This is a genomic window from Fervidobacterium gondwanense DSM 13020, assembly GCF_900143265.1.
Taxonomy (GTDB): domain Bacteria; phylum Thermotogota; class Thermotogae; order Thermotogales; family Fervidobacteriaceae; genus Fervidobacterium; species Fervidobacterium gondwanense.
Genome location: NZ_FRDJ01000001.1, coordinates 401,341 through 421,084, shown reverse-complemented (window position 1 = coordinate 421,084; position 19,744 = coordinate 401,341). Strand labels below are relative to the sequence as shown.

Genomic DNA, 19,744 nt, shown 5'->3' with positions numbered 1-19,744 from the left:
TTAATCGCTTTAGGAATACCCTTTTTAATTTACTATGCAAAAAAAAGGGGGGATGGCAAGAAGCATTTTAAGGTATATTTGATATTCCTTATTTATAAACTTAGAAGTTTTCTAAAGAGAAACAAAAAGGGGCAGAAAGCCTAAACTCACAGGAGGAGGGAGAAAGGTTATGAAAAAGCTTTTTACGGTACTTGTAGCGCTTCTCATGGTAGTTAGCATCTTCGCAGCAGAAAAACCATTCACACTCGGACCAAACGTAAAGTATACCGGTACAGTTACTTTCACATTGACGGCTGATAAGGATGGGGTAAGCTTTAATGGAGCTCTATCAGATGTTTTAGCAAGTCTTTCACTTTCACCAACATCAGACACGCAAGCAGGAGCAACATTCGGAATTACCTATACACCGTTCAGTGGAGTTACACTTACTCTCAGTTCAATAACATTCTCAACACCATATTTTGGCGCATACTACACAACAGGAAAACAGTTTGTCAATGACTACTTCACAGGTAGAGTTTACAATTCAGATGGTTCTATATCTGATTGGGATTCAGAATTTAAATCAGAATTTGCTGACGCACTCAAACTCACATTCCCAGCAGTAGCAGGTCTTGAAGTTTATATTGAAGATAACACAACAGAAATTACAGGTACACTAGACTACGCAAATTGGTTCAGCGACATGCTTTTAGTGAAATACCCAGTTGCACCATTCACACTTGTTGGCGGTATGTACGTCGCTGGTGGTTACTACACAGTTGGTGCCAACGTATTTGGTACAGTTGATCTCGGTATATTCAAGCCATCAGTTGACGTCTTTGCAGGTATGGTTGATGCATCTTCAGCAAATCCAAAAACAGTTTACGGTGTCACAGTATCTGGAAGCCTTTCACCAGTTGCAGGTTTAACACTTGCGCCGACACTCAAATACACCGATGGTATTGCAAATCTCGTTTACAAGAGCAACACCAAAACAGATGGTAAGTTTGCACAGCTTGGCGTAACATACACAACAACATTCGCACCAGTAACAGTAACAGCAAAAGTAACACCAAAGTACGATATGCAGCCAGCAACACCAACATTTAAGGTACCACTTAACGAACTTTCAGCAAAAGTAGCAGTTACACCTGTAACACTCTTTGTAAAGACAACAGAAACAGACTTAATTGATTCAACAATGAAATTCACACTCTACACACAAGCAGATTACGCTGATGCGATGCTCTCTGCTACAGCAAAAGCAGAATGGGCAGATGTAACAGAACTTGCAACGTACACATACATCCACGTCAATGGTTCTGTTAATGTAGTGCCAGGTGTCTTCACAGTAGGCGGAAACTTCAGAATGACTCCAAGTAACAACGGCTTCAATGCATCATTTAAATACGTCTTAACACCAAATGTAAATGTAACAGGATTCTACGGAACATTGACAGGCAATGATAGAGCTGGTTGGACAATTAATTCAGATCCAACATGGAATCTTAAACTCACATACTCAGCAAGCTTCTAATACAATCAATTATCGATAAGACGTAACACCCCGCCGGAAGGCGGGGTGTTGTTTTGCCATTTATCGCGATTGTTCATTCTGGACATACACGTAACGTAGAAACAAAAACTCCCCCTTTCATTTTCAGGGGGAGTCTTTCAATAATTAAATCTCTTTTCGATTCTTATCTTTTTATCGAATAGAACGCTCCTAATCCTTTGTATATCGCCGCATCGCCGAGTTCTTCTTCGATTCTGAGGAGTCTGTTGTACTTGGCTATCCTTTCGCTTCTTGAGAGTGAACCTGTCTTTATCATGCCCGCATTTGTTGCTACCGCAAGGTCTGCTATGAATGTGTCTTCCGTTTCACCGCTTCTGTGGGATATGACGTTCGTCATTCCTGCCGTCTTTGCCATTTCTATCGCATCGAGCGTCTCTGTTACCGAGCCTATCTGGTTGAGTTTTATGAGTATCGAGTTGCTTGCGAAGAGCTCAATACCTTTTTCGAGTCTCTTTACGTTCGTAACGTACAGGTCGTCTCCAACTATCTGTACTTTTCCGCCGACTTTCTGCGTGAATTTCACGTAGCTATCCCAGTCTTCTTGCTCGAATGGGTCTTCGATGGAGATTATTACGGGCCAGTATTTGTCTATGAGCATTGAGTAGTATTCAATCAGTTCGTCGCCTGTCTTTTCAGTTCCATCGATGTTGTACTTTCCCGTCTCTTCGTTGTAGAATTCACTTGCTGCGCAGTCGAGCGCAATGTATATGTCCTTTCCTGGTTCGTACCCTGCCTTTTTAATTGCTTCGATAAGCACTTGGATCGCTTCTTCGTTCGATGAAAGGTTTGGTGCAAATCCGCCTTCGTCACCGACTGCTGTAACGTGTCCTGCGTCTTTGAGTATCTTCTTGAGCGTGTGGAAGACTTCTGCACCGTACCTGAGAGCTTCTTTGAACGATGGTGCTCCCGCTGGAACGAGCATGAATTCCTGAATATCGAGGCTGTTGTCTGCGTGCGCACCGCCGTTAATGACGTTCATGAATGGAACTGGGAGAATTTTTGCATTCGCTCCGCCGAGGTATTTGTAGAGCGGTACTCCTGCGCTCTCTGATGCTGCCCTTGCGACTGCCATCGATACGCCGAGGATTGCATTTGCGCCGAGTTTTGATTTATTCTCTGTGCCGTCGAGCTCAAGGAGGACTTTGTCAAGGTAAACCTGATCAAATGCATTCAATCCGACAACTCTTGGTGCGATGATTTCGTTTACGTGTTCTACCGCTTTGAGCACGCCTTTGCCCATGTACCTTTTCTTGTCGCCATCCCTCAATTCGAGTGCTTCGAACTTTCCTGTAGATGCTCCACTTGGAACGATAGCACTGCCAAAGCTTCCATCTTCAAGCAATACCTCAACCTCAACCGTTGGGTTTCCGCGGGAATCGAGCACTTCTCTTGCCTTCACGTCAATAATCTCTACGTACATAACTACACCTCCACTTTTTTAGTTTCAAATACAAACAACACTCAAGACTATCTAAAAAACGCATATTTGAAAACCGTTGAGAAAATGCTTGATAATTTACCATCTTCGGCACAGATTAAATTATATCACATTCCTACAAGTTTTTCTACATATTAGTGATTTTTTTCACACAAAGCGCTCTGCTTTCAATAACCTGAAGCTCAGAGAACCTTAACTTCGTACGCTTTGAGACTTACTCCTTCGAAGGTCTCGTGGTGGCCAGCTATGTTCACATAAACTCTGAATCCGTTGTCGCCGTCTGTAACCGTATAAGCGATTGTGAACGTGTTGTGCGTTACGTGCTCTACCCATGCGTTTGTGAGCCAGTCGTTTTCTTTCCTGAACTTTGTCCAGTTAATAACTTCTTTGAGCAGACTGTCCTCGCGGTTCAGGTGTTCCTCAACAGAAGCACCGGTGAATGCCCTGTTGAACCTTACAGCCTTCCAGAACGCTTGGCCCTCGCCAGATAGCGAAGCGTACCATGGGAATGGTTCTATAACGTCTTCTGTGAATGTGGAGTCGTACTGCCCCTTCATTCCGAGCTCATCGCCGTAGTATATGAACGGAACGCCGGGTGTTGTCATGAGCAGTCCGAAGAAGACTTTTCTCTGCTCTTCATGTGGTAGTAGCTGAGCCAGTCTGTGCATGTCGTGGTTGCCTGTGAAGTTGCTTGGCAGGTATGGCTTTTTCGTGAGTGTTCTCTGAAAGCAGTCGACGATTTTGTACACCGCTCCGTGCTGCATCGATTCTCTTATGGCTTCTGTGAAGTAGAAGTTGAACGAACAGCCGATTGTCTTAGCGTACCTGTCAACGATTTCAGGATCGTCCCAGACTTCCGTAACTGCGAATACATCTTCTCCTTTGATTTGCCTTGCTCTGTCCATAACGAGTTGCCAATAGGCGACATTCTTTTCGTGGTCGTATCTGAATTTGCCTTCTTTGATATCGTAGTCGTATATGTGCTTTGCCGCATCAAATCTGAATCCATCAACGCCCTGCTTGAGCCAGAATTCAACTATCTCGAGTGATTTTTGCACAACTTCGGGGTTTTCATAATTCAAGTCGGGCGAAGAACCACCGAACACGCCGTAGTATGTCTTGCCATTTCTCGTGTGCCAAAGCAATTCTTCGTCCCAGTGTCTTTTTTCTTTCAAATTGAAGTGCGGCTGCGCCCAGAGGAAGTAATCAACATACGGTTTTTCGCCGTTCATAGCGGCTTTGAACCATGGGTGCCTGTCTGAGACGTGGTTGAACGGCAGGTCGATGACAATTTTTATTCCATTCGCATGTAGCTTGTCGACCATATCTCTAAAATCTGCAAGTGTTCCGAACGAGACATTCGTGTCAAAGTAGTCGATTATGTCGTAACCGTGGTAACTTGGTGACTTGAAGTGCGGCGTTAACCAGATTAAGTCTACGCCGAGCATCTTGAAATAGTCGACTTTCTGGGCGATGCCTTTGAAATCCCCAATTCCGTCATCATTTGAGTCCGCAAAGGACCTCACAAATATCTCGTAACCTATCATCGTCTGTTCCCTCCAATTTGAATGTTTTGCAAATCATATCTACTTAAGATTAGCTTCCAATCAATTTCTTCACAATAGACTTGAAATGTTCTCCGCGTTCTTCGAAGTTCTTGTAAGCATCGTAGCTCGCACCCGCTGGTCCAAGGAGCACGAAATCACCTTCTCCTGCTATCTTAGAAATCTCTACAACGGCTTCCTCGATGCTTTTATACCTTCTATAATCTATACCCCTATCTTTTAAGTACGGTTCAACTTGATCTGAGATTGGACCCACTATTGCAACGTGTTTGCATTTTTGTTTGATAGTATCAGCAAGTTGGGTGTAGTCTTCGTTCTTACCCTTTCCAGCGATTATGAGGTAGAGGTTGCTGTCGAAATTCTCGAGCGCCTTAACGACAGCGGCTGCGTTCGTCGCTTTTGAATCGTTGTAGTAGTGCGCACCGTTTATCGTGCCGCAGTATTCCATCCTGTGTGGTAGCGGTACAAAATCTTCGAGCATATTCATGTTGAATGGGAGATTCAAAACTTTCAAAACAGTCTTTGCTGCAGCAATATTCTCAACGTTCTGTTTCGTGCGTATGTGGAACGGTATCTCTTCGAATTTGAAATCGACGGTGAACGGGACACGCTTTGCTTGAACTAAGGCTAATCTCTTGAACGTCTCCATATCTTTTGGGTTGTATACGAAATGATCCTCGTTGTCTTGGAATTTTGCTATTTTCAACTTACATTCTGCGTAGTGTTCCATCGAAGGGTGCCAGTCAAGGTGGTTGGGGTATATGTTTGTAATGACTGCCACGTGCGGTTTAAAATACTCAGCCCAGTAGAGCTGGAAGCTGCTTATTTCTATGACTAAGTATTCTGGCTTTTTGCCTTCTAGTAATACTTGCGCGATGGGAATCCCTATATTTCCAGAAAGTTGTGAAGTTGCGCTCTTTGATATGAGGTGATTGATCATCGATACGGTCGTGCTCTTTCCAACAGAGCCAGTAACTGCGATTATCTTCGGATTCCAGTCAAGGTTTTTTGTGAAATATGTGATTTCCGTGTCAACGTGCTTTTTCAGTTCTTTGGCTTTCATAAGGATTGGGTGGTTGTACGGAACGCTTGGGCTGGTTAGTATAACATCGGCTTCCAATAGGCGTTCACTGTTTGTGCCTTCTTCGTATGGTATGCCTGCTTCCTCTAAGTATTTTTTGTCTTCTTCGGAAAGCTTTCCACCTTCACTTACAAATATCTCTTCACCAAGTGATTTCAAATACTTCGCTGCGTATTTGTTGCTTAATCCAAATCCTAAAAGCGCGTATTTCAAAGCATACCACTCCTTTTTAGCTTATTGTTGTCTTAAAATTCTTCCTCGAATATTCTACCACACAATTTTGGCACTCTCGGGAATTTATTGGAAATATTCAATGAAAATTCACAAAATCTTGCATCTTGATTTTTGTGTGAAACTTGATTTTTCAACCGCTTTTGTTGTATACTATACATTAGTATATAATATACTTTTGTATACTAAAATTAAATAGGGGGTGTGCCGTGTGATATATCGAAAGGTTGCACTTGTAGATATGGATTCTTACTTTGCGTCCGTTGAGGGGGTAAAAAATCCGATTCTCAAAAGAAGGCCCCTTGCTGTTGTTGGAGGAGGAAAGAACCCTATCGTTTTGAGTGCGAATTATTTGGCGAAGATTCACGGCGTGAAGACAGGGATGATTTATTCAGAAGCTAAAAAGTTGTGCAAGAACATTTTGTTCGTAAAGGCTGATTATCCGCAGTACGAATTCACAACGCTCAAGCTTTTGGAGATCATTGAAAATTTCTTTCCGGTGTATAAGGAAGCGAGCATAGATGAAGTGTACATTGCTGTTGATGTTTTTGAAGACGGTGTTGAGAAGTTGAAAATTTTAAAGGATGAAATAAAGCTGAGGTTAGGGTTGAGTTGTACTATTGGTGTTGGACCTAATCCTGTGATAGCAAAAAGCGCATGTGAAATCGCTAAGCCAGACGGGTTTTTGGTTGTAGATGATTTGAATGAATTTGCAAAGCAATTGCCGATAAAAGATATACCGGGAGTAGGTAAAAAGAGCCAAAAAGTTTTTAAAGAGATTGGAATAGAAACTTTGGAAGATTTTTTGAAAAATGGTGGAATTTCTGAAAAACTTCGCGAACTGGTGTTGAAAGAATATACGGAACCAGAGTTTTTTAAACATGTTCCGCCCAAAAGCATCGGACATTCGCTCTCGCTGGATAAGGAAATAAAATCATTTGAAGAACTTTATGCAGTTTTTAACTATCTTCTCTTTGGGATTTATTCCAAATTGATTCGAGGAAGGTACGGTGCGAAGAATGTGGCGCTGTATATAAAGGACAGGTTTGGCGCGTTTTCTCTTTCGCACAACTTAGCAGTTCACACGAATGACTTTTTTCTTTTATCAAAGGTTGTGGAAGATATTGCAAAAAAGCTGTACAGAAACTATCCTATTTCAAAAATTGGTATATCTTTGAATAATCTCAAGATAATCGATTCTGTTCAATGTTCGCTATTTTGGGAGGAATATCAAAGAAAATACGAGAAGTTGGCAGCTGTTGGAAATGGATTGAACAATACGTTCCTCAGCGGTTACTTCATTTTGAAAAGCAAGAAAATCATTTAACTGGTGAGTTGTGATAAAATAAATGCAAGGACAAGATTAGGGGTTGAAAGTATGTTCGAAGTTGCAAAACTTGCTGAAAGTTTCCTTGTTCTAAAATCACCAGTGAACGTCGGTGTGATTCTAAAGGGCGATGAAGCTGTATTGATCGACACGGGGAGTAGTCCGGACCATGCGAAGAGAATAGCAAGGGTTTTGGGAGAACTTGCAGTGAAGAAAGTATCGATAATCAACACGCACTCGCATGCAGACCACATCGGCGGAAACAGTTTCTTGCAGAGCAAGTACAAAAGCAGAATCTTTGCAACAAAGCTCGAGAGCGCGTTTATAGAAAATCCCGTCCTTGAGCCCGCTTATCTTTGGGGTGCACTTCCGTTTAAAGGTATTGACAACAAGTTCCTCCTTGCAAAGCCTTCCGTAGTCACAGATATTATCGATTATGGCACTAACGAAGAGCTGAATGTTAATATAATACCACTTCCGGGACATTCATTCGATATGATCGGCATTCTAACAAATCTACCAGACAAGCGGATATTTTTTGTAGCAGACTCAATTGTTTCTTCTCAGACCATACAGAAGTACAAAGTATATTTTTTAGTTGATGTCGCTCAACATCTGAAGACCTTAGACAGTCTAAAATTATGGGTTGAAAACGATGTCTCTTTTATAGTCCCAAGTCACGGTGAAGTATACAATCTTGAGAGTGATGAATCGAAAGAAGAATTCTTAAAACTTGTAGAATCGAACAAAAACGTCGTAAAAGAAACATTAAATACTATAATAGATTATCTCGATGTGCCAAGGACAATCGATGACGTTGTTTCTCATGTTGCTGAGAAATTTTTTCTTTCTTTAGATGCTACAGGCTATGTTTTGTTGTTGCAAACGCTTAAGGCTTATTGCAATTACTTGTTTGAAAATGACTATGCACAAATAATTTTTGAAAATAGGCGTTTGGAGTATGTGAGAAAGCAATAACAAAGTAATAGGAGTGTGCTTAATGAAGGATAAAAAACTCAAAATATTAACCTTATCTCTGTTTTGTATCGTTCTATTTTGGCTTGGCTTGATATACTATTTCTCAACAAGAGGTCCTGTTGAATCGATGAGACAGTCGCAGTTTGCGTACAGGGTAATTAAGAAGCTTGACAGTATTTTCGACTTCTCAAGTACAGCGCTTTTTACGAAAGTAGAGAGGAAATTGAAGCAATGGTGGTTTGGAACTGAGAATATCCCTGCGGAGATGGTTATTAGAAAGAGCGCTCACTTCGGGCTTTATTTCGTTTTTGCGTTCTTGATATCACTTGCTTTCCACACTTGGAAAAAGTCTTTTCTGATTTCTTCCTTGCTCGGGTTCACGGTTCCCTCAACTTATGCAATATTCGACGAATACAACCAAATTTTCTATGCACGTGGTTCCTCGCTAAACGATGTTATCATCGATTCAACGGGTGCGTTTTTTGGCTCGTTATTCAGCACTTTTGTTATTTTATCCTTGCTTTTAATTAAAAAGTTAAAAGCTATGAGGAGATATGAAGAGAGGTGAGATATGATGATAATTTTCAAAGAATTTTTAATTGTTATTCTTGTTGTTCTTTTTTCTATAGCCACTTTTTCGCAATCTTCAGTTATTTTGTATACTTATGCTCAGGATATTGTACCAAAGTACATTATTCAGGGAAACAGCATTTCGGGTTTTTGTCATGACATAATAGTTGAGCTGAACAAAGAACTGAAGAAGGATAACGTAGAGATTAGGTACAAATCGTCTACGGCAAAGCCAATTCAGCAAATAATTAGTTCGCTTTCAAACAAAGGGGTTCAGATCTTCGTGGGTGTACCACACAGTGAAGAGTGGGAAAAGACTGTTAAGTACATTAGACTGCCTCTTTATGTTGTGAGAGAAATTTTCGTTATAAAGTCAGACATGGAAAACGTTTTGAATAATAAGGACAGTATGAAAATAGGAGTAATCGGTGGCACAGTAACAGCAAGAAAGATACCGAATATGCCACAACAGCAAGAGATAGTTGAATACAAGAGTATAACGGAAGCAATGGAAGCTCTTGAGAAAGGAAAAGTAGATACGTTATTCCTTTCAAGTCTTCCGTTGGGATACTACATATCGCAAAGCAAAGGGAAGTACAAATCGATGAATGCACCGTCGGAGAAGTGTTATCAATACATAGTTTTCTCAAAGTCGGTAGATGATAAAGTAATTAGAGTTGTAGAGGAAGCTCTCAGGAAGATCCTGATAAATGGTGTTATCGATAGATTGATAAAAAAGTATGGGTTAGAGGGTTACGTACTTCCAGGGAACGTTGTGGAAATTCTGCTTGTAGATTGGAAACCTTACGAATGGTACGACAAGGATAAAAAGGACTGGGTTGGGATGGATGTTGATGTGGTGAAGAAAGTATTCTCAGAGCTTGGTTTCAAGCCTGTATTCCTATCATTTCCATGGACAAGGTGTCTCGAGCTTATGAAAACGAAGATGTACGATGGAGTCATGAGTGTTAGAGATATAGAGGAGCGGAAAGATTTCCTTACTTTTCCAAGAGAACCCATTAGTGCGGGATTCGATGTGCTTTTCAAATTAAAATCGAAGAAAATCGACATTTCATCGCTTGAGAAAATTCCGAAAGAAGCGCTTTGCGGATATGGTGATGGTTATGCATATGGCGACTGGTTTTGGAATGCAGAGTTTAGAAAAGTTCCTGTAAGCACTGATGAGGTTGGATTTGAGCTTCTGAAAAATGGAAGAATCGATTTATTCGTATGCAATTTGCTTGTAGGAAAATATATTGCACGTGAGATGAAAATTGAAGTAGAGTATTCTCCTGTTTTTGGTGAGAAAATGGTATATTACGTCGGGTTTTCAAAGAACTTTCATGGCTCGTACCTTGCTGAGAGCTTTTCTGAACAACTCAAAAGATTCAAAAACACATCTGATTATATGGATATCTTAAGAAAGTATGGCGTTAAGTATGAAGAATTATGGAAATGAATACTTTCGTTGCTTAGGAGGTTTATGGTAAAATTGGGATAGGCTCTGAGCTTTGAAAAGAGGTGAGAATTTTGAATTCGACAAGTATTGAAAAGGGAAAAGTCGAAATACATCTAATTGTCAGTATTATTTCACCTATGATTTTGTTTGCGATTTTTTTGTTAGTTTCTACTAATCATTATTCATCGTGGAAAAGAGAGCTTTTCTTAAGACTGGATTATTATGCTGAGACCCTTTCTTATCCTGTGTGGACGTACGATAATAGGGTAATAGATAAGTTGACAAGAGTAATAACTCAGTCAGCAGATATAACTGGCGTCTTTGTGTATGATGATAAAAGGCGTGAGTTGGGATCTTCTGATGAGTCGTATGTTCCGAACATTTTAGAGCAAGTTCTCGGAGTCAGGTTGCATAACAAGAACATTAACTTGTTTTATGCCGACACTTTTGTTGGGAGTGTGAGTTTTAGATATACCGATAGTGTCCCGCGAGTCTTTCTGTTTTATATATCTTTGATCTTCCTCGGTATGTATTTTATTCTAATTCTTTTAATGAAAAACTTGAAAAAGAACGAACAATTAAAAGAGCTTGTTGAGGAATTAAATGAGATGAATAACGAACTTGAACTTGCGTTCAACGAACTTGAAGAAGCGCAGAACAAGATAATAAATTCGGAAAAGATGGCTGCACTTGGTAAGTTGATGGTGAACATAGCACATGATGTGAATACACCTTCAGGAATAATATACTCTTCTCTAACAGAACAACACAAGATCTTGAGTGATATTAAAGATAAGTTTGAGAAAGACGAATTAACTGAAGAGGAATTTAAGGATTGTTTGAATACGATGTTCGAGCTGAATGATATGATGGTGAGGAACTCCCGTAGGATTATTGAGCTTGTGCAAAGCTTGAAAAGGGTGGCCATGAATGAGATGGTTCAAAGCTATGCGAATGTCGATTTGAAATTATTAGTCACAGATGTCCTCAATTCTTTACACCCAAAACTTAGGAAAACAAAGATCAATGTAGTGACAGATATTGAGGAGAACCTAACGATTTACACTATTCCTGGAGCGATAACTCAGATTCTCATGAATTTGATCGATAATGCAATTGTTCATGCTTTTGAATATGACAATCCTGGTGAAATTAGAATTGAGATGAAAACGATAACAAGCGGGAACAACAAAGAACTGATGTTTGTTTTTGCAGATAATGGCAAGGGGATTGAACCTGAAATACAGAAGCGTATTTTTGAACCTTTCTTTACTACAGACCAAAAATCGGGTTCTGGACTTGGTTTGAGTATTGTCTATCAGTTGGTCTCAGAAGTACTCGGCGGAACTATCGAAGTTCAAAGTGAATTATGGAGAGGAACGAAGTTTATTATTACATTACCGATCAAGGAAGGCAATTAGTTCACATCCTCTAAAGAACTGCAGGTAGGTGATGTCGATTGGCGAAATTCCTCAAAAAGGGTAGTGAAAAAATAGATCATGAGCTGAAAGATTTCTGGAAAATCCTTGTTGTCGATGATGAGCCTGATGTACATGCGATAACATCTGTCGTTGCAAGGGACATAGTTTTTGAAGGAAAGAAAGTAAAATTGTACAGTGCCTATTCATCGCAAGAGGCAAAGGAAATTTTGGAGAATGTTGAAGACATAGCATTGGCCATAATAGATGTTGTAATGGAAGGCGATGATGCCGGGCTTGAATTGGTAAAATACATCAGAGAGAAGATTGGAAATAAACTTATCAGACTTGTTATCCGCACGGGCCAACCGGGATACGCTCCACCGAGGGAAATAATAGTAAAATATGACATAAATGACTATCGTGAAAAGGCTGAACTCTCAAGCAACGGACTTTACACTATGATAATATCGCGCTTACGCGAGTATCGAGACATTGTAGAACTTGAGATTCAGAAAAGACTTTTAGAAAGGGGCAATTTCTACTCATCAATGCTTTTCAGCGACGGTCAAAAATCGGTTGATGATTATAAAATGTACATCGAAAGTCTCTTTGATGATTTTAGCAGGATTTTAAATAATGAGGCTGTTGTTAAATATGTGGAAAGTGATAGAAATGCGTTGGTGGATTTACCAGATATAAAGTTTTTTGATAATCTGAAACACACAGAAGTTGTTTGGAAGGATGATAGGATCTGTGAGTTTTTCGTTTCTGAATCCGTAGGTTCAGGTAAAGTAATCAAAGCTGAATTTTCCAAACAGTTGACAGAAACCCAGAAAAATTTTTTGACTGTGATCGTTGACCGTTTTGCATCTGGCATTACAAATTATCTTATATCGAAAGATTTAGTTGAAACTCTTTACAAGATAGTTTATATACTTTCAGAAGTAACAGAAACGAGGTCGTTGGAAACTGGAGAGCATGTCAGAAGGGTAGGAAAGTTGAGCAGATTATTTGCAGGTTCTCTTGGATTTGGAGAAGAGTATCTTGACGTTATTGAAATTGCTTCAATGTTACACGATGTCGGGAAGATAGGAATTCCGGACTCGATCTTAAACAAACCTGGGAGATTGTCAGACGAAGAATTTGAGATCATGAAGAGACATGTTTTGATTGGCTATAAAATCCTCTCGCAAGTTGAGCATCCGATTTTTAAGGTAGCTTCCAATATCGCACTTTTCCACCATGAGAACTGGGATGGTTCAGGATATTTGAAAGGATTAAAAGGTGATGACATACCGGTAGAAGCACGCATAGTAGCTATTGTGGATGTGTACGATGCTTTGATGTCTGATAGGGTTTACAGGCCCAAGTGGAATGAAAATGATGTCTTAGAATATATAAAGGATCAAGAAGGCAAGAAATTTGATCCTGAGATATGCAAAATATTCTTTGAAAAGTACGATGAAATAAGAGAACTGTATATAAAATAGTGTTCAATTGCTCATCATCTTGTCGTTATCATATCTTTCATCTTTTCAAACGTTTTCTCGCCGATTCCCTTAACGTTCATAATTTCATCGATGGACCTGAAAGGTCCATTTTTTGTTCTGTAATTGATTATCTCTTGTGCTTTTGCTGGACCAATACCAGGGAGCTTTTGTAATTCTTCAATTCCTGCGGTGTTTATATTTATCTTCTGTTCAGTCTTGTTAATCGATGGTGGCGTGGAATAGGTGTTTGTTGGTTGGTTCTCCGCGTTGTTGGTAACCAATGTTTGATTGGTGTTTTGAAGAGACTGATTATTTGGTATGCTTACTTTTATCCTATCTTTAAGCTTTTCAAAGGTCTTTTCGCCTATTCCTGGAACGTTCATGATATCTTCAATTTTCGAAAACTGTTGCTTTTCTCTGTATTTTACAATGGCCCGCGCCTTTGAAGGACCTATTCCCGGAAGTGTCTGGAGTTCTTCAAGTGAAGCGGTGTTGATGTCTATAACTGAGGAAGTGTATTTCCTCTGTGCCGATTCTGCGGCTACTTCTAGATTTTCTTCTTGCCCGTAGACACTTTCTTGAACAAGTTTGTTATAGCTCGGTTGATACAAAACACCAGAGAGAACTATAATCAAAGCAAAGAGTATAAAGAATGCTCTTTGACTTGCAGATGCCTTCTTGTGCAGTGCTTTTATATTTTCAAACAGCGAACTAGAAGTGTTTTCTCCGCTATTTCTTCTATCGAAGTTTGAAAATATCATACAAAAAAGTCCCCCCGAGATTCCCCCGCACTTGTACGCTCTAATCACTTAATGTGATTACTGCCCTATTTTAGATACCTTCGCGCCTTTTACGTGACCGTATCTCGACAATTCGGTCCAATCCTGTGAATAATAGAAGCTTTTCGCTTGATTTTCAGAAGTGAATATTCCAAGGCAGATAATGTAACCGGACTTTGTGCTTATACTAAATGCGCTGATTCCGACAGTTCTAAGATTTACGACTGATTTGAAAGCGTCTTTCGAGCTTGAGATTGGGTCAGTAGTGATTGTGTAAATCGACTTTGAAGGGTTAAGTTCTGGCATTACGTTATTTAAGGTCAAAACGTAGTATTTCGAACCAGATCTATCTATTACATAGTTCTGCGTCAACTTTGCAATCTTTAAAGCCGTTTCACCGTCAACTGCGTAGAGATATACAGTCCTTAGCACACTTTCAGGAAAGTTCTCAGCCATCCTTGAAACAAGAAGGTTGTAGTCGAATTTTGTGATGTCTTTCAAATAAGTATTTGTCTCTGGCTGTTGCGGTTCTTGTTTTTCGCCTTTCGCTTGTGCTTGAGTGCTTTGTTCTTGAGACTGTTTTTGCGGCTGTTGAACATTAACGTTTGCCGTCTCGTTGCTTTCTGTTTCGAGCTTTATCATCTGTGAGTTTTCATCTTTCTTTCCTTTTCCTTCCTGCTCGGCTGTTTGTTGGTTCATTTGCGTTGAAGTACTTGTAGCAGCTGTATCGATAGAAACGGCCAAGGAAGTAGCTTCCTTAGCCGGCTCAACGATTATTACCGTCTGAGTGGCGGTTTTTAGAGTTCTTTCAGTTGGTGGTGTTGTATTTGTACCAACTTCTCTTATTACAACCTCAACCTTTGACTTTTGGGCTTTGAGATAAAATGTGTACAGCACAAGTGTTATAGTAATTAGTGAGAGGGTTATTATTACAATGGATAAGACCTTTAAATCAAAATCGGTTATATCCTTCCACTTTCTCGAGCTAATAGGCGTTCTTTGTTTCATGCCTTCTTATAACCCCTCTTCGCAGTATTTGATTGTTAATTCAATTGTCGCTTCCACGTCAGGTTTGTAAACCATTTCGCTTGGGGTGTGGATGTACCTCGTTGGTATCGATATCGTTGCGCTCGGAATTCCGCTCTTTGTTGCTTGATAGCCCGCCGCATCCGTTCCGCCGAATATGAGAACTTCCATCTGGTGTGGTATGTTGTATTTTTGTGCGAGTTCTTTGAGCTTTTCAACGATGTATCTGTTACTTATCGAAGCCATATCTTTAACTTTTATACAAGCACCTTTTCCAAGTTCCATCGGCACCCTCTTCAATCCCTTTGGCGTATCCCCGACACCTGTAACATCGAGTGCTATTGCAACACCTGGCTCAATGTCGTAACCTGCCACATGTGCACCTATGAGCCCAACTTCTTCTTGGACTGCAAAGACTCCGTAAATTGTATTAGTTGGTTTTTTTACTCTCTTGAGTACTTCTATTATAACAGCACATCCGATTCTATCGTCCATAGATTTGCTTATCATGTAATCTCCCTGTTCATGAAAGTAGCTGTCGAATGTACCGAACGTTCCTATCGGGCAGAGCTTTTCAGCTTCTTCTCTTGATTTTGCTCCGATGTCGACAAATAGCTTTTCGAAGGACATCTTCTGGACGTTCGTCTGCAATTCTTCGGAAGTTTCCCCTTCAATGCCAACTATACCAACCACTTCGCCAAACCTGATTCTTGACTGGTATATAGTGTACGGAGAGACCCCCCCAACTCTATCTATCTTGAGAAATCCCCGGTCGTCTATATTTGTAACGACAACACCGATTTCGTCCATGTGCGCATCCAGAAGAACTTTCTTTCCGCTCTTTCCATTCTTCCATACTATTAAATTCCCAAGTTTGTCTATTTTGTACCCGTCGATGTCTCCTTCCAACTCTTCTAAAATAACAGCCGTGATCTGTGACTCCCTACCACTTGGACTCTTAGTTTCTGTTAGCCTTTTTACCAAATTCTCTAATGACGTTGATTTCACCACAAACACCCCCGTTCGATAACGATTTTTGGTATTTTACGATATATGATGGTTAATTCTTAACTCATGTTAGCTTTCCTAACATCCTTTAGAATTATTATAACACACAACCTTAGAATATACACTCCTAAATTGTTCAGAAAAATGCATTTTTCTTAAAGTATACACAACACAACGTATACAAAAAATCAATTCATGCATCGATGCTACATGATATAATTGTTAAATGGATAATTCTTCAATTCGAAATGGTTAGGAGTGAAACTGTGATGGAAAGTGTCGAATTAAAGTCGTTGTCAAATTTGGAGATTTTAGAAAGTTGCACGCTCTGTCCTCGGATGTGCCAAGTGGATAGAAGGACTACCAAAGGCATCTGCGGTGTTGGGTATTTGCCGAAGGTTTCAAATATAGTCTTGCACAAGGGAGAAGAGCCACCGCTTTCTGGCGAGAACGGTGCGGGTGCTGTCTTTTTCTCCGGCTGCCAGATGAAGTGTATTTACTGCCAAAACATGGGGTTTTCTCAGAAAGGTGTCGGTTTCGAGATATCCGCAGAAGAACTCGCTTGCGCGTTCTTAAGAGTTCAAGAAGCTGGTGCTCAAACGTTGGACCTTGTAACACCAACACCACATATTCCCTGGATAGTAAAGGCACTCGATATAGCAAGGGAAAGAGGTTTCAAGCTTCCTGTTGTGTATAATACATCAAGTTACGAGCGTGTTGAAGTGATAAAGGCACTTGAAGGGTACGTAGATATATATCTTGCTGACATTAGGTATACTGACAATAGTTATGGAATGCAATATTCTAAAGTACCTGATTACTGGGATGTTACTCAGAAAGCCATACGTGAAATGTACAGGCAGGTTGGTCCTTTTGACGAAGAGAAGATGAGGGGTCTAATAGTCAGGATTTTGGTCCTTCCAAACAACGTCAGCGGTCACGATAGAGCGCTAGAGTTTATCGCATCACTTGATAAGAAGATTTCTGTTGCGCTGATGTCTCAGTACATACCGCATTTTGGGGCGAAGCAGGACGAACTGATCAATAGGAAAATCACTAAAGATGAATACGAGAGTGCACTCGATAAGCTCATAGAACTTGATTTAGATGGTTGGATGCAGCTTGATGAAAAAGAACGTGTTACAACCTTTCCAGTAGATTGGAGATGCAGAATTTGAGCTGTTACGTAGGCATTGATCCATCAGCAACATTACCAATATCTGTAACAAAAGGCTGTCCACTTAACTGTGCTCATTGCGGTGGACATTACGTAAAACACATGGTTCACGTTAGTGAAATTGAGAAATATGCCGAGAAGTATAAGTCGTTTTTGGTTAGTGGCGGGATGCTTCCAAATGGCGAGATACCGTTTGGAGAGTATCTGGAATTTTTGAAAACGATGAAAGAAAAGTATGACTTGACCTATAACTTCCATATCGGCTTTCCGAAAGATCCGCCTTTTGAACTGGAAAACGTTGCTGATTTGATCAGTTTTGATTTCTACGGCGATGAAAATGTCTTGAAACAAATCTACGGCATAGAGCGCACACCAGAACAGATATTGCAAAGTGTTCTGCCTCTGAAAGTGAAGAAAGTTCCACACATCACAATCGGTGTGTTATGTGGTAAAATGAGTCACGAATATACAGCCCTTGAAATGCTCTCTAAGTATTTCAAAAGTATCGTTCTGAACATCTTTATACCTACGCCGAATACAGCGTTTCAAAATTGCCCAGCACCTGACATAGATGATGTTGTAAAAGTTTTCGATAAGGCGAGAGAAATTTTTGAAAACGTGGTTTTAGGGTGTATGCATCCGAAAGGAGAGTACAGAAAAGAACTACAAAAGAGATTGTGCGGAAAAGTTGATTTTGTTGTAAAGCCTGTCAATAAAAGTTACGACAAAACAGGCTGTTGTTCATTCTATGTAAAATAGTAAAGACAATGTTTGAATCGAATAGAGGTGGTAGTAGTATGAGGAAGAATTTACTGGATTTCAGTTACGAAGAATTAATTGAAGAGTTTAATAAGCTCGGATTGGAGAAATTCAGAGTGGATCAGGTTTGGGACTGGATTTACAAAAAGAAAGTCTTTTCTTTCAGTGAAATGACAAACCTTTCAAAAGAGCACAGGGAAGCTCTCAGTGATAGATTTTTGATCAATATCCCGGAGCTTCTCGATATGCAGATTTCTCAGATAGACAAGACTACGAAATTTCTTTGGAAGCTCGAAGATGGAAACACGATAGAATCCGTTTTGCTATTTCATCCTGATAGGGTAACGGCCTGTATCTCATCGCAGGTTGGCTGTCCTGCAAAGTGCGCTTTTTGTGCGACTGGGCAAAGCGGATTTGTTAGGAATCTTTCAGCTGGTGAGATAGTTGCACAAGTGATAGCTATGGAAAAGGAAAGACGCGTGAACATAGGGAATGTGGTTTACATGGGCATGGGAGAGCCTCTGCTGAACTACAACGAAGTTGTTAAGAGTGTTAAGATGTTGAATCACAAGAAGGGCAAAAACATGAGTATGAGGAGGATTTCCATCTCTACCGTTGGAATCCCTGAGAGGATAGTGCAACTTGGCAACGACTTACCGGAAGTCAAGCTCGCTATATCACTACATGCGCCAACGAACTTTAAAAGAGATATGATAGTACCTATGAACAAAAAGTACTCTGTAGAAGAAATAATTCATGCTGCAAAAGAATATCAAAGGATTACAAAAAACAGAGTAACTTTCGAGTACATTCTCATCAGGGAATTCAATGATTTTGTAGACGATGCTGAGAAATTGGCAGAGCTTCTCAGGGGCATGGGAGCTTATGTAAACCTAATTCCTATTAACCCGGTACCGACCATTGGCGAGATTAAAATGGAGCGGCCGCACCACTGGGCTATCGAGAGGTTCAAAGAGGTTTTAGATAAGCACAATATAGAAAACGAGATACGAAAAGAAAAGGGTACGGATATAGATGCCGCGTGTGGTCAGCTGAGGAGAAGGCATATAGATAAGAAAAAAGCATAAACACAAAACTTGTAATTGGAGGGATATGCTTGATAGATAAGAGAGCGAAAGGAAATATGAAACGTGGACATTTCGCACCCGCAAGGTCTTTAATACTGTTGATACTAACAATATTCGCCGGAAGTTTTCTGGGATTTCTTGCTTTTTATCTTGTGATGTACGTAGATGCTCGAAAAGGGACCGCACTGCTTCCTAATTATGTTGGGGTGGACGTTCAGGTAGCTAAAGACGAGCTATCAAAGAAAGGTTTTAGGGTTGAAATAATTGGCGAAAGCGGAAGAGTCATCAAAATGGACCCGCCAGGCAATACTGTGGTTAAACAAGGTAGGAAAGTGAAGCTCTTTGCACAGAGCATAGTAGAAAAGAGCATTATATTGCCTGACTTCAAAGGCATCTGGTACAAAAGCGTGCAGAATATTCTTGAATTGATAGGTGTTAGCACTATCGTCAGGAACACAAATGAACCCGGGATAAACGGTGTTGTCATCTCTACTGCGCCAACTTCCGGTAACAAGGTTAAGAACGGAGATTTGGTGACTTTGTTTATTAGCAGTGGAACTGCATCTGTAATCCAGCAGCCTACGACTTCATCTGAAGAGTCAGAACCTTCAACGGATGTATCGTTACCGGTTGACGTCATACCACCGGAGATACCGATTGAGTCTTCTCAGGGAACGTCCCAGAGTTTAGAAAATCAGTCGGAGCAACTTCAACAGGAAGAGGGCGCTGGTAGTTTTGAAAATGGGCAAGAAAGTTCAGCTGAAACAACACAGGGAGGTCAGTTTTAGC

General features: G+C 40.4%; 17 protein-coding genes. 11 read left to right on the top strand and 6 right to left on the bottom strand.

The genetic code is table 11. The features are described 5' to 3' along the window. Positions 1-169: 169 nt before the first annotated feature. On the top strand, positions 170-1,519 hold the full coding sequence (locus BUA11_RS01905; protein WP_072757719.1) for a hypothetical protein: 1,350 nt from the start codon (positions 170-172) through the stop codon (positions 1,517-1,519). Between the two features lie 163 nt (positions 1,520-1,682). Here the strand turns inward: BUA11_RS01905 and eno are convergent, their stop codons facing one another. The 3 genes from eno to murD all read right to left on the bottom strand — a co-directional run bounded on the left by eno (position 1,683) and on the right by murD (position 5,855). Beyond that, a complete protein-coding gene (gene eno, locus BUA11_RS01900) occupies positions 1,683-2,978 on the bottom strand; it encodes a phosphopyruvate hydratase (RefSeq protein ID WP_072757717.1) in 1,296 nt (431 codons plus the stop codon). A gap of 200 nt (positions 2,979-3,178) precedes the next feature. Further along, positions 3,179-4,543, bottom strand: coding sequence for an alpha-amylase family glycosyl hydrolase (locus tag BUA11_RS01895; RefSeq protein ID WP_072757715.1), 1,365 nt, complete (start codon positions 4,541-4,543; stop codon positions 3,179-3,181). A 49-nt stretch (positions 4,544-4,592) separates the two neighbouring features. Beyond that, entirely contained in the window at positions 4,593-5,855 is a 1,263-nt protein-coding gene (gene murD, locus BUA11_RS01890; RefSeq protein ID WP_072757713.1) for a UDP-N-acetylmuramoyl-L-alanine--D-glutamate ligase, read from the bottom strand. A gap of 229 nt (positions 5,856-6,084) precedes the next feature. Here murD and BUA11_RS01885 point away from each other — a divergent pair, with 229 nt between their 5' ends. The 6 genes from BUA11_RS01885 to BUA11_RS01860 all read left to right on the top strand — a co-directional run bounded on the left by BUA11_RS01885 (position 6,085) and on the right by BUA11_RS01860 (position 13,118). Continuing rightward, positions 6,085-7,200, top strand: coding sequence for a DNA polymerase Y family protein (locus BUA11_RS01885; RefSeq protein WP_072757711.1), 1,116 nt, complete (start codon positions 6,085-6,087; stop codon positions 7,198-7,200). A gap of 51 nt (positions 7,201-7,251) precedes the next feature. Further along, on the top strand, positions 7,252-8,178 hold the full coding sequence (locus tag BUA11_RS01880; RefSeq protein ID WP_072757709.1) for an MBL fold metallo-hydrolase: 927 nt from the start codon (positions 7,252-7,254) through the stop codon (positions 8,176-8,178). 22 nt (positions 8,179-8,200) lie between these two features. After that, positions 8,201-8,746, top strand: coding sequence for a VanZ family protein (locus BUA11_RS01875; RefSeq protein WP_072757707.1), 546 nt, complete (start codon positions 8,201-8,203; stop codon positions 8,744-8,746). Positions 8,747-8,752: 6 nt separating this feature from the next. Beyond that, a complete protein-coding gene (locus BUA11_RS01870; RefSeq protein WP_143145236.1) occupies positions 8,753-10,207 on the top strand; it encodes a substrate-binding periplasmic protein in 1,455 nt (484 codons plus the stop codon). Positions 10,208-10,278: 71 nt separating this feature from the next. Then, a complete protein-coding gene (locus BUA11_RS01865; protein ID WP_072757703.1) occupies positions 10,279-11,628 on the top strand; it encodes a sensor histidine kinase in 1,350 nt (449 codons plus the stop codon). A 38-nt stretch (positions 11,629-11,666) separates the two neighbouring features. After that, positions 11,667-13,118: an HD domain-containing phosphohydrolase gene (locus BUA11_RS01860; protein WP_245789435.1), complete on the top strand. Its 1,452-nt coding sequence runs from the start codon at positions 11,667-11,669 to the stop codon at positions 13,116-13,118. A 14-nt stretch (positions 13,119-13,132) separates the two neighbouring features. On the opposite strand, the gene BUA11_RS10530 is transcribed toward BUA11_RS01860, so the two are convergent. The 3 genes from BUA11_RS10530 to BUA11_RS01845 are packed head-to-tail and all read right to left on the bottom strand — an operon-like array spanning position 13,133 to position 15,934. Then, a complete protein-coding gene (locus BUA11_RS10530; RefSeq protein WP_072757701.1) occupies positions 13,133-13,879 on the bottom strand; it encodes a ComEA family DNA-binding protein in 747 nt (248 codons plus the stop codon). 57 nt (positions 13,880-13,936) lie between these two features. Then, positions 13,937-14,905 carry a hypothetical protein gene (locus BUA11_RS01850; RefSeq protein ID WP_072757699.1) on the bottom strand — a complete coding sequence of 323 codons (969 nt, stop codon included), beginning with the start codon at positions 14,903-14,905 and terminating at the stop codon, positions 13,937-13,939. Between the two features lie 6 nt (positions 14,906-14,911). Further along, positions 14,912-15,934 (bottom strand): M42 family metallopeptidase, encoded by a 1,023-nt coding sequence (locus BUA11_RS01845; RefSeq protein ID WP_084634295.1) that lies wholly within the window; start codon positions 15,932-15,934, stop codon positions 14,912-14,914. Positions 15,935-16,200: 266 nt separating this feature from the next. Between BUA11_RS01845 and BUA11_RS01840 the strand changes: the two genes are divergently transcribed. Genes BUA11_RS01840 through BUA11_RS01825 form a run of 4 tightly spaced genes read left to right on the top strand, consistent with a single transcriptional unit; the run spans position 16,201 to position 19,743 of the window. Continuing rightward, on the top strand, positions 16,201-17,109 hold the full coding sequence (locus BUA11_RS01840; protein ID WP_072757696.1) for a radical SAM protein: 909 nt from the start codon (positions 16,201-16,203) through the stop codon (positions 17,107-17,109). Further along, positions 17,097-17,867 (top strand): radical SAM protein, encoded by a 771-nt coding sequence (locus BUA11_RS01835; protein WP_072757694.1) that lies wholly within the window; start codon positions 17,097-17,099, stop codon positions 17,865-17,867. The genes BUA11_RS01840 and BUA11_RS01835 overlap by 13 nt, the downstream gene beginning before the upstream one ends. Positions 17,868-17,905: 38 nt before the next feature. Then, a complete protein-coding gene (gene rlmN / locus BUA11_RS01830) occupies positions 17,906-18,955 on the top strand; it encodes a dual-specificity RNA methyltransferase RlmN (RefSeq protein WP_072757692.1) in 1,050 nt (349 codons plus the stop codon). Positions 18,956-18,984: 29 nt separating this feature from the next. Next, a complete protein-coding gene (locus BUA11_RS01825; protein ID WP_072757690.1) occupies positions 18,985-19,743 on the top strand; it encodes a PASTA domain-containing protein in 759 nt (252 codons plus the stop codon). The last annotated feature ends 1 nt before the right edge of the window (position 19,744 follow it).

Coding starts and splice junctions, on each gene's coding strand:
- BUA11_RS01880 (WP_072757709.1), top strand. CDS start 7,252: ATGTTCGAAGTTGCAAAACTTGCTGAAAGTTTCCTTGTTCTAAAATCA.
- BUA11_RS10530 (WP_072757701.1), bottom strand. CDS start 13,879: ATGATATTTTCAAACTTCGATAGAAGAAATAGCGGAGAAAACACTTCT.
- BUA11_RS01850 (WP_072757699.1), bottom strand. CDS start 14,905: ATGAAACAAAGAACGCCTATTAGCTCGAGAAAGTGGAAGGATATAACC.
- rlmN (WP_072757692.1), top strand. CDS start 17,906: ATGAGGAAGAATTTACTGGATTTCAGTTACGAAGAATTAATTGAAGAG.
- BUA11_RS01870 (WP_143145236.1), top strand. CDS start 8,753: ATGATAATTTTCAAAGAATTTTTAATTGTTATTCTTGTTGTTCTTTTT.
- BUA11_RS01895 (WP_072757715.1), bottom strand. CDS start 4,543: ATGATAGGTTACGAGATATTTGTGAGGTCCTTTGCGGACTCAAATGAT.
- BUA11_RS01905 (WP_072757719.1), top strand. CDS start 170: ATGAAAAAGCTTTTTACGGTACTTGTAGCGCTTCTCATGGTAGTTAGC.
- eno (WP_072757717.1), bottom strand. CDS start 2,978: ATGTACGTAGAGATTATTGACGTGAAGGCAAGAGAAGTGCTCGATTCC.
- BUA11_RS01835 (WP_072757694.1), top strand. CDS start 17,097: ATGCAGAATTTGAGCTGTTACGTAGGCATTGATCCATCAGCAACATTA.
- BUA11_RS01840 (WP_072757696.1), top strand. CDS start 16,201: ATGGAAAGTGTCGAATTAAAGTCGTTGTCAAATTTGGAGATTTTAGAA.
- BUA11_RS01875 (WP_072757707.1), top strand. CDS start 8,201: ATGAAGGATAAAAAACTCAAAATATTAACCTTATCTCTGTTTTGTATC.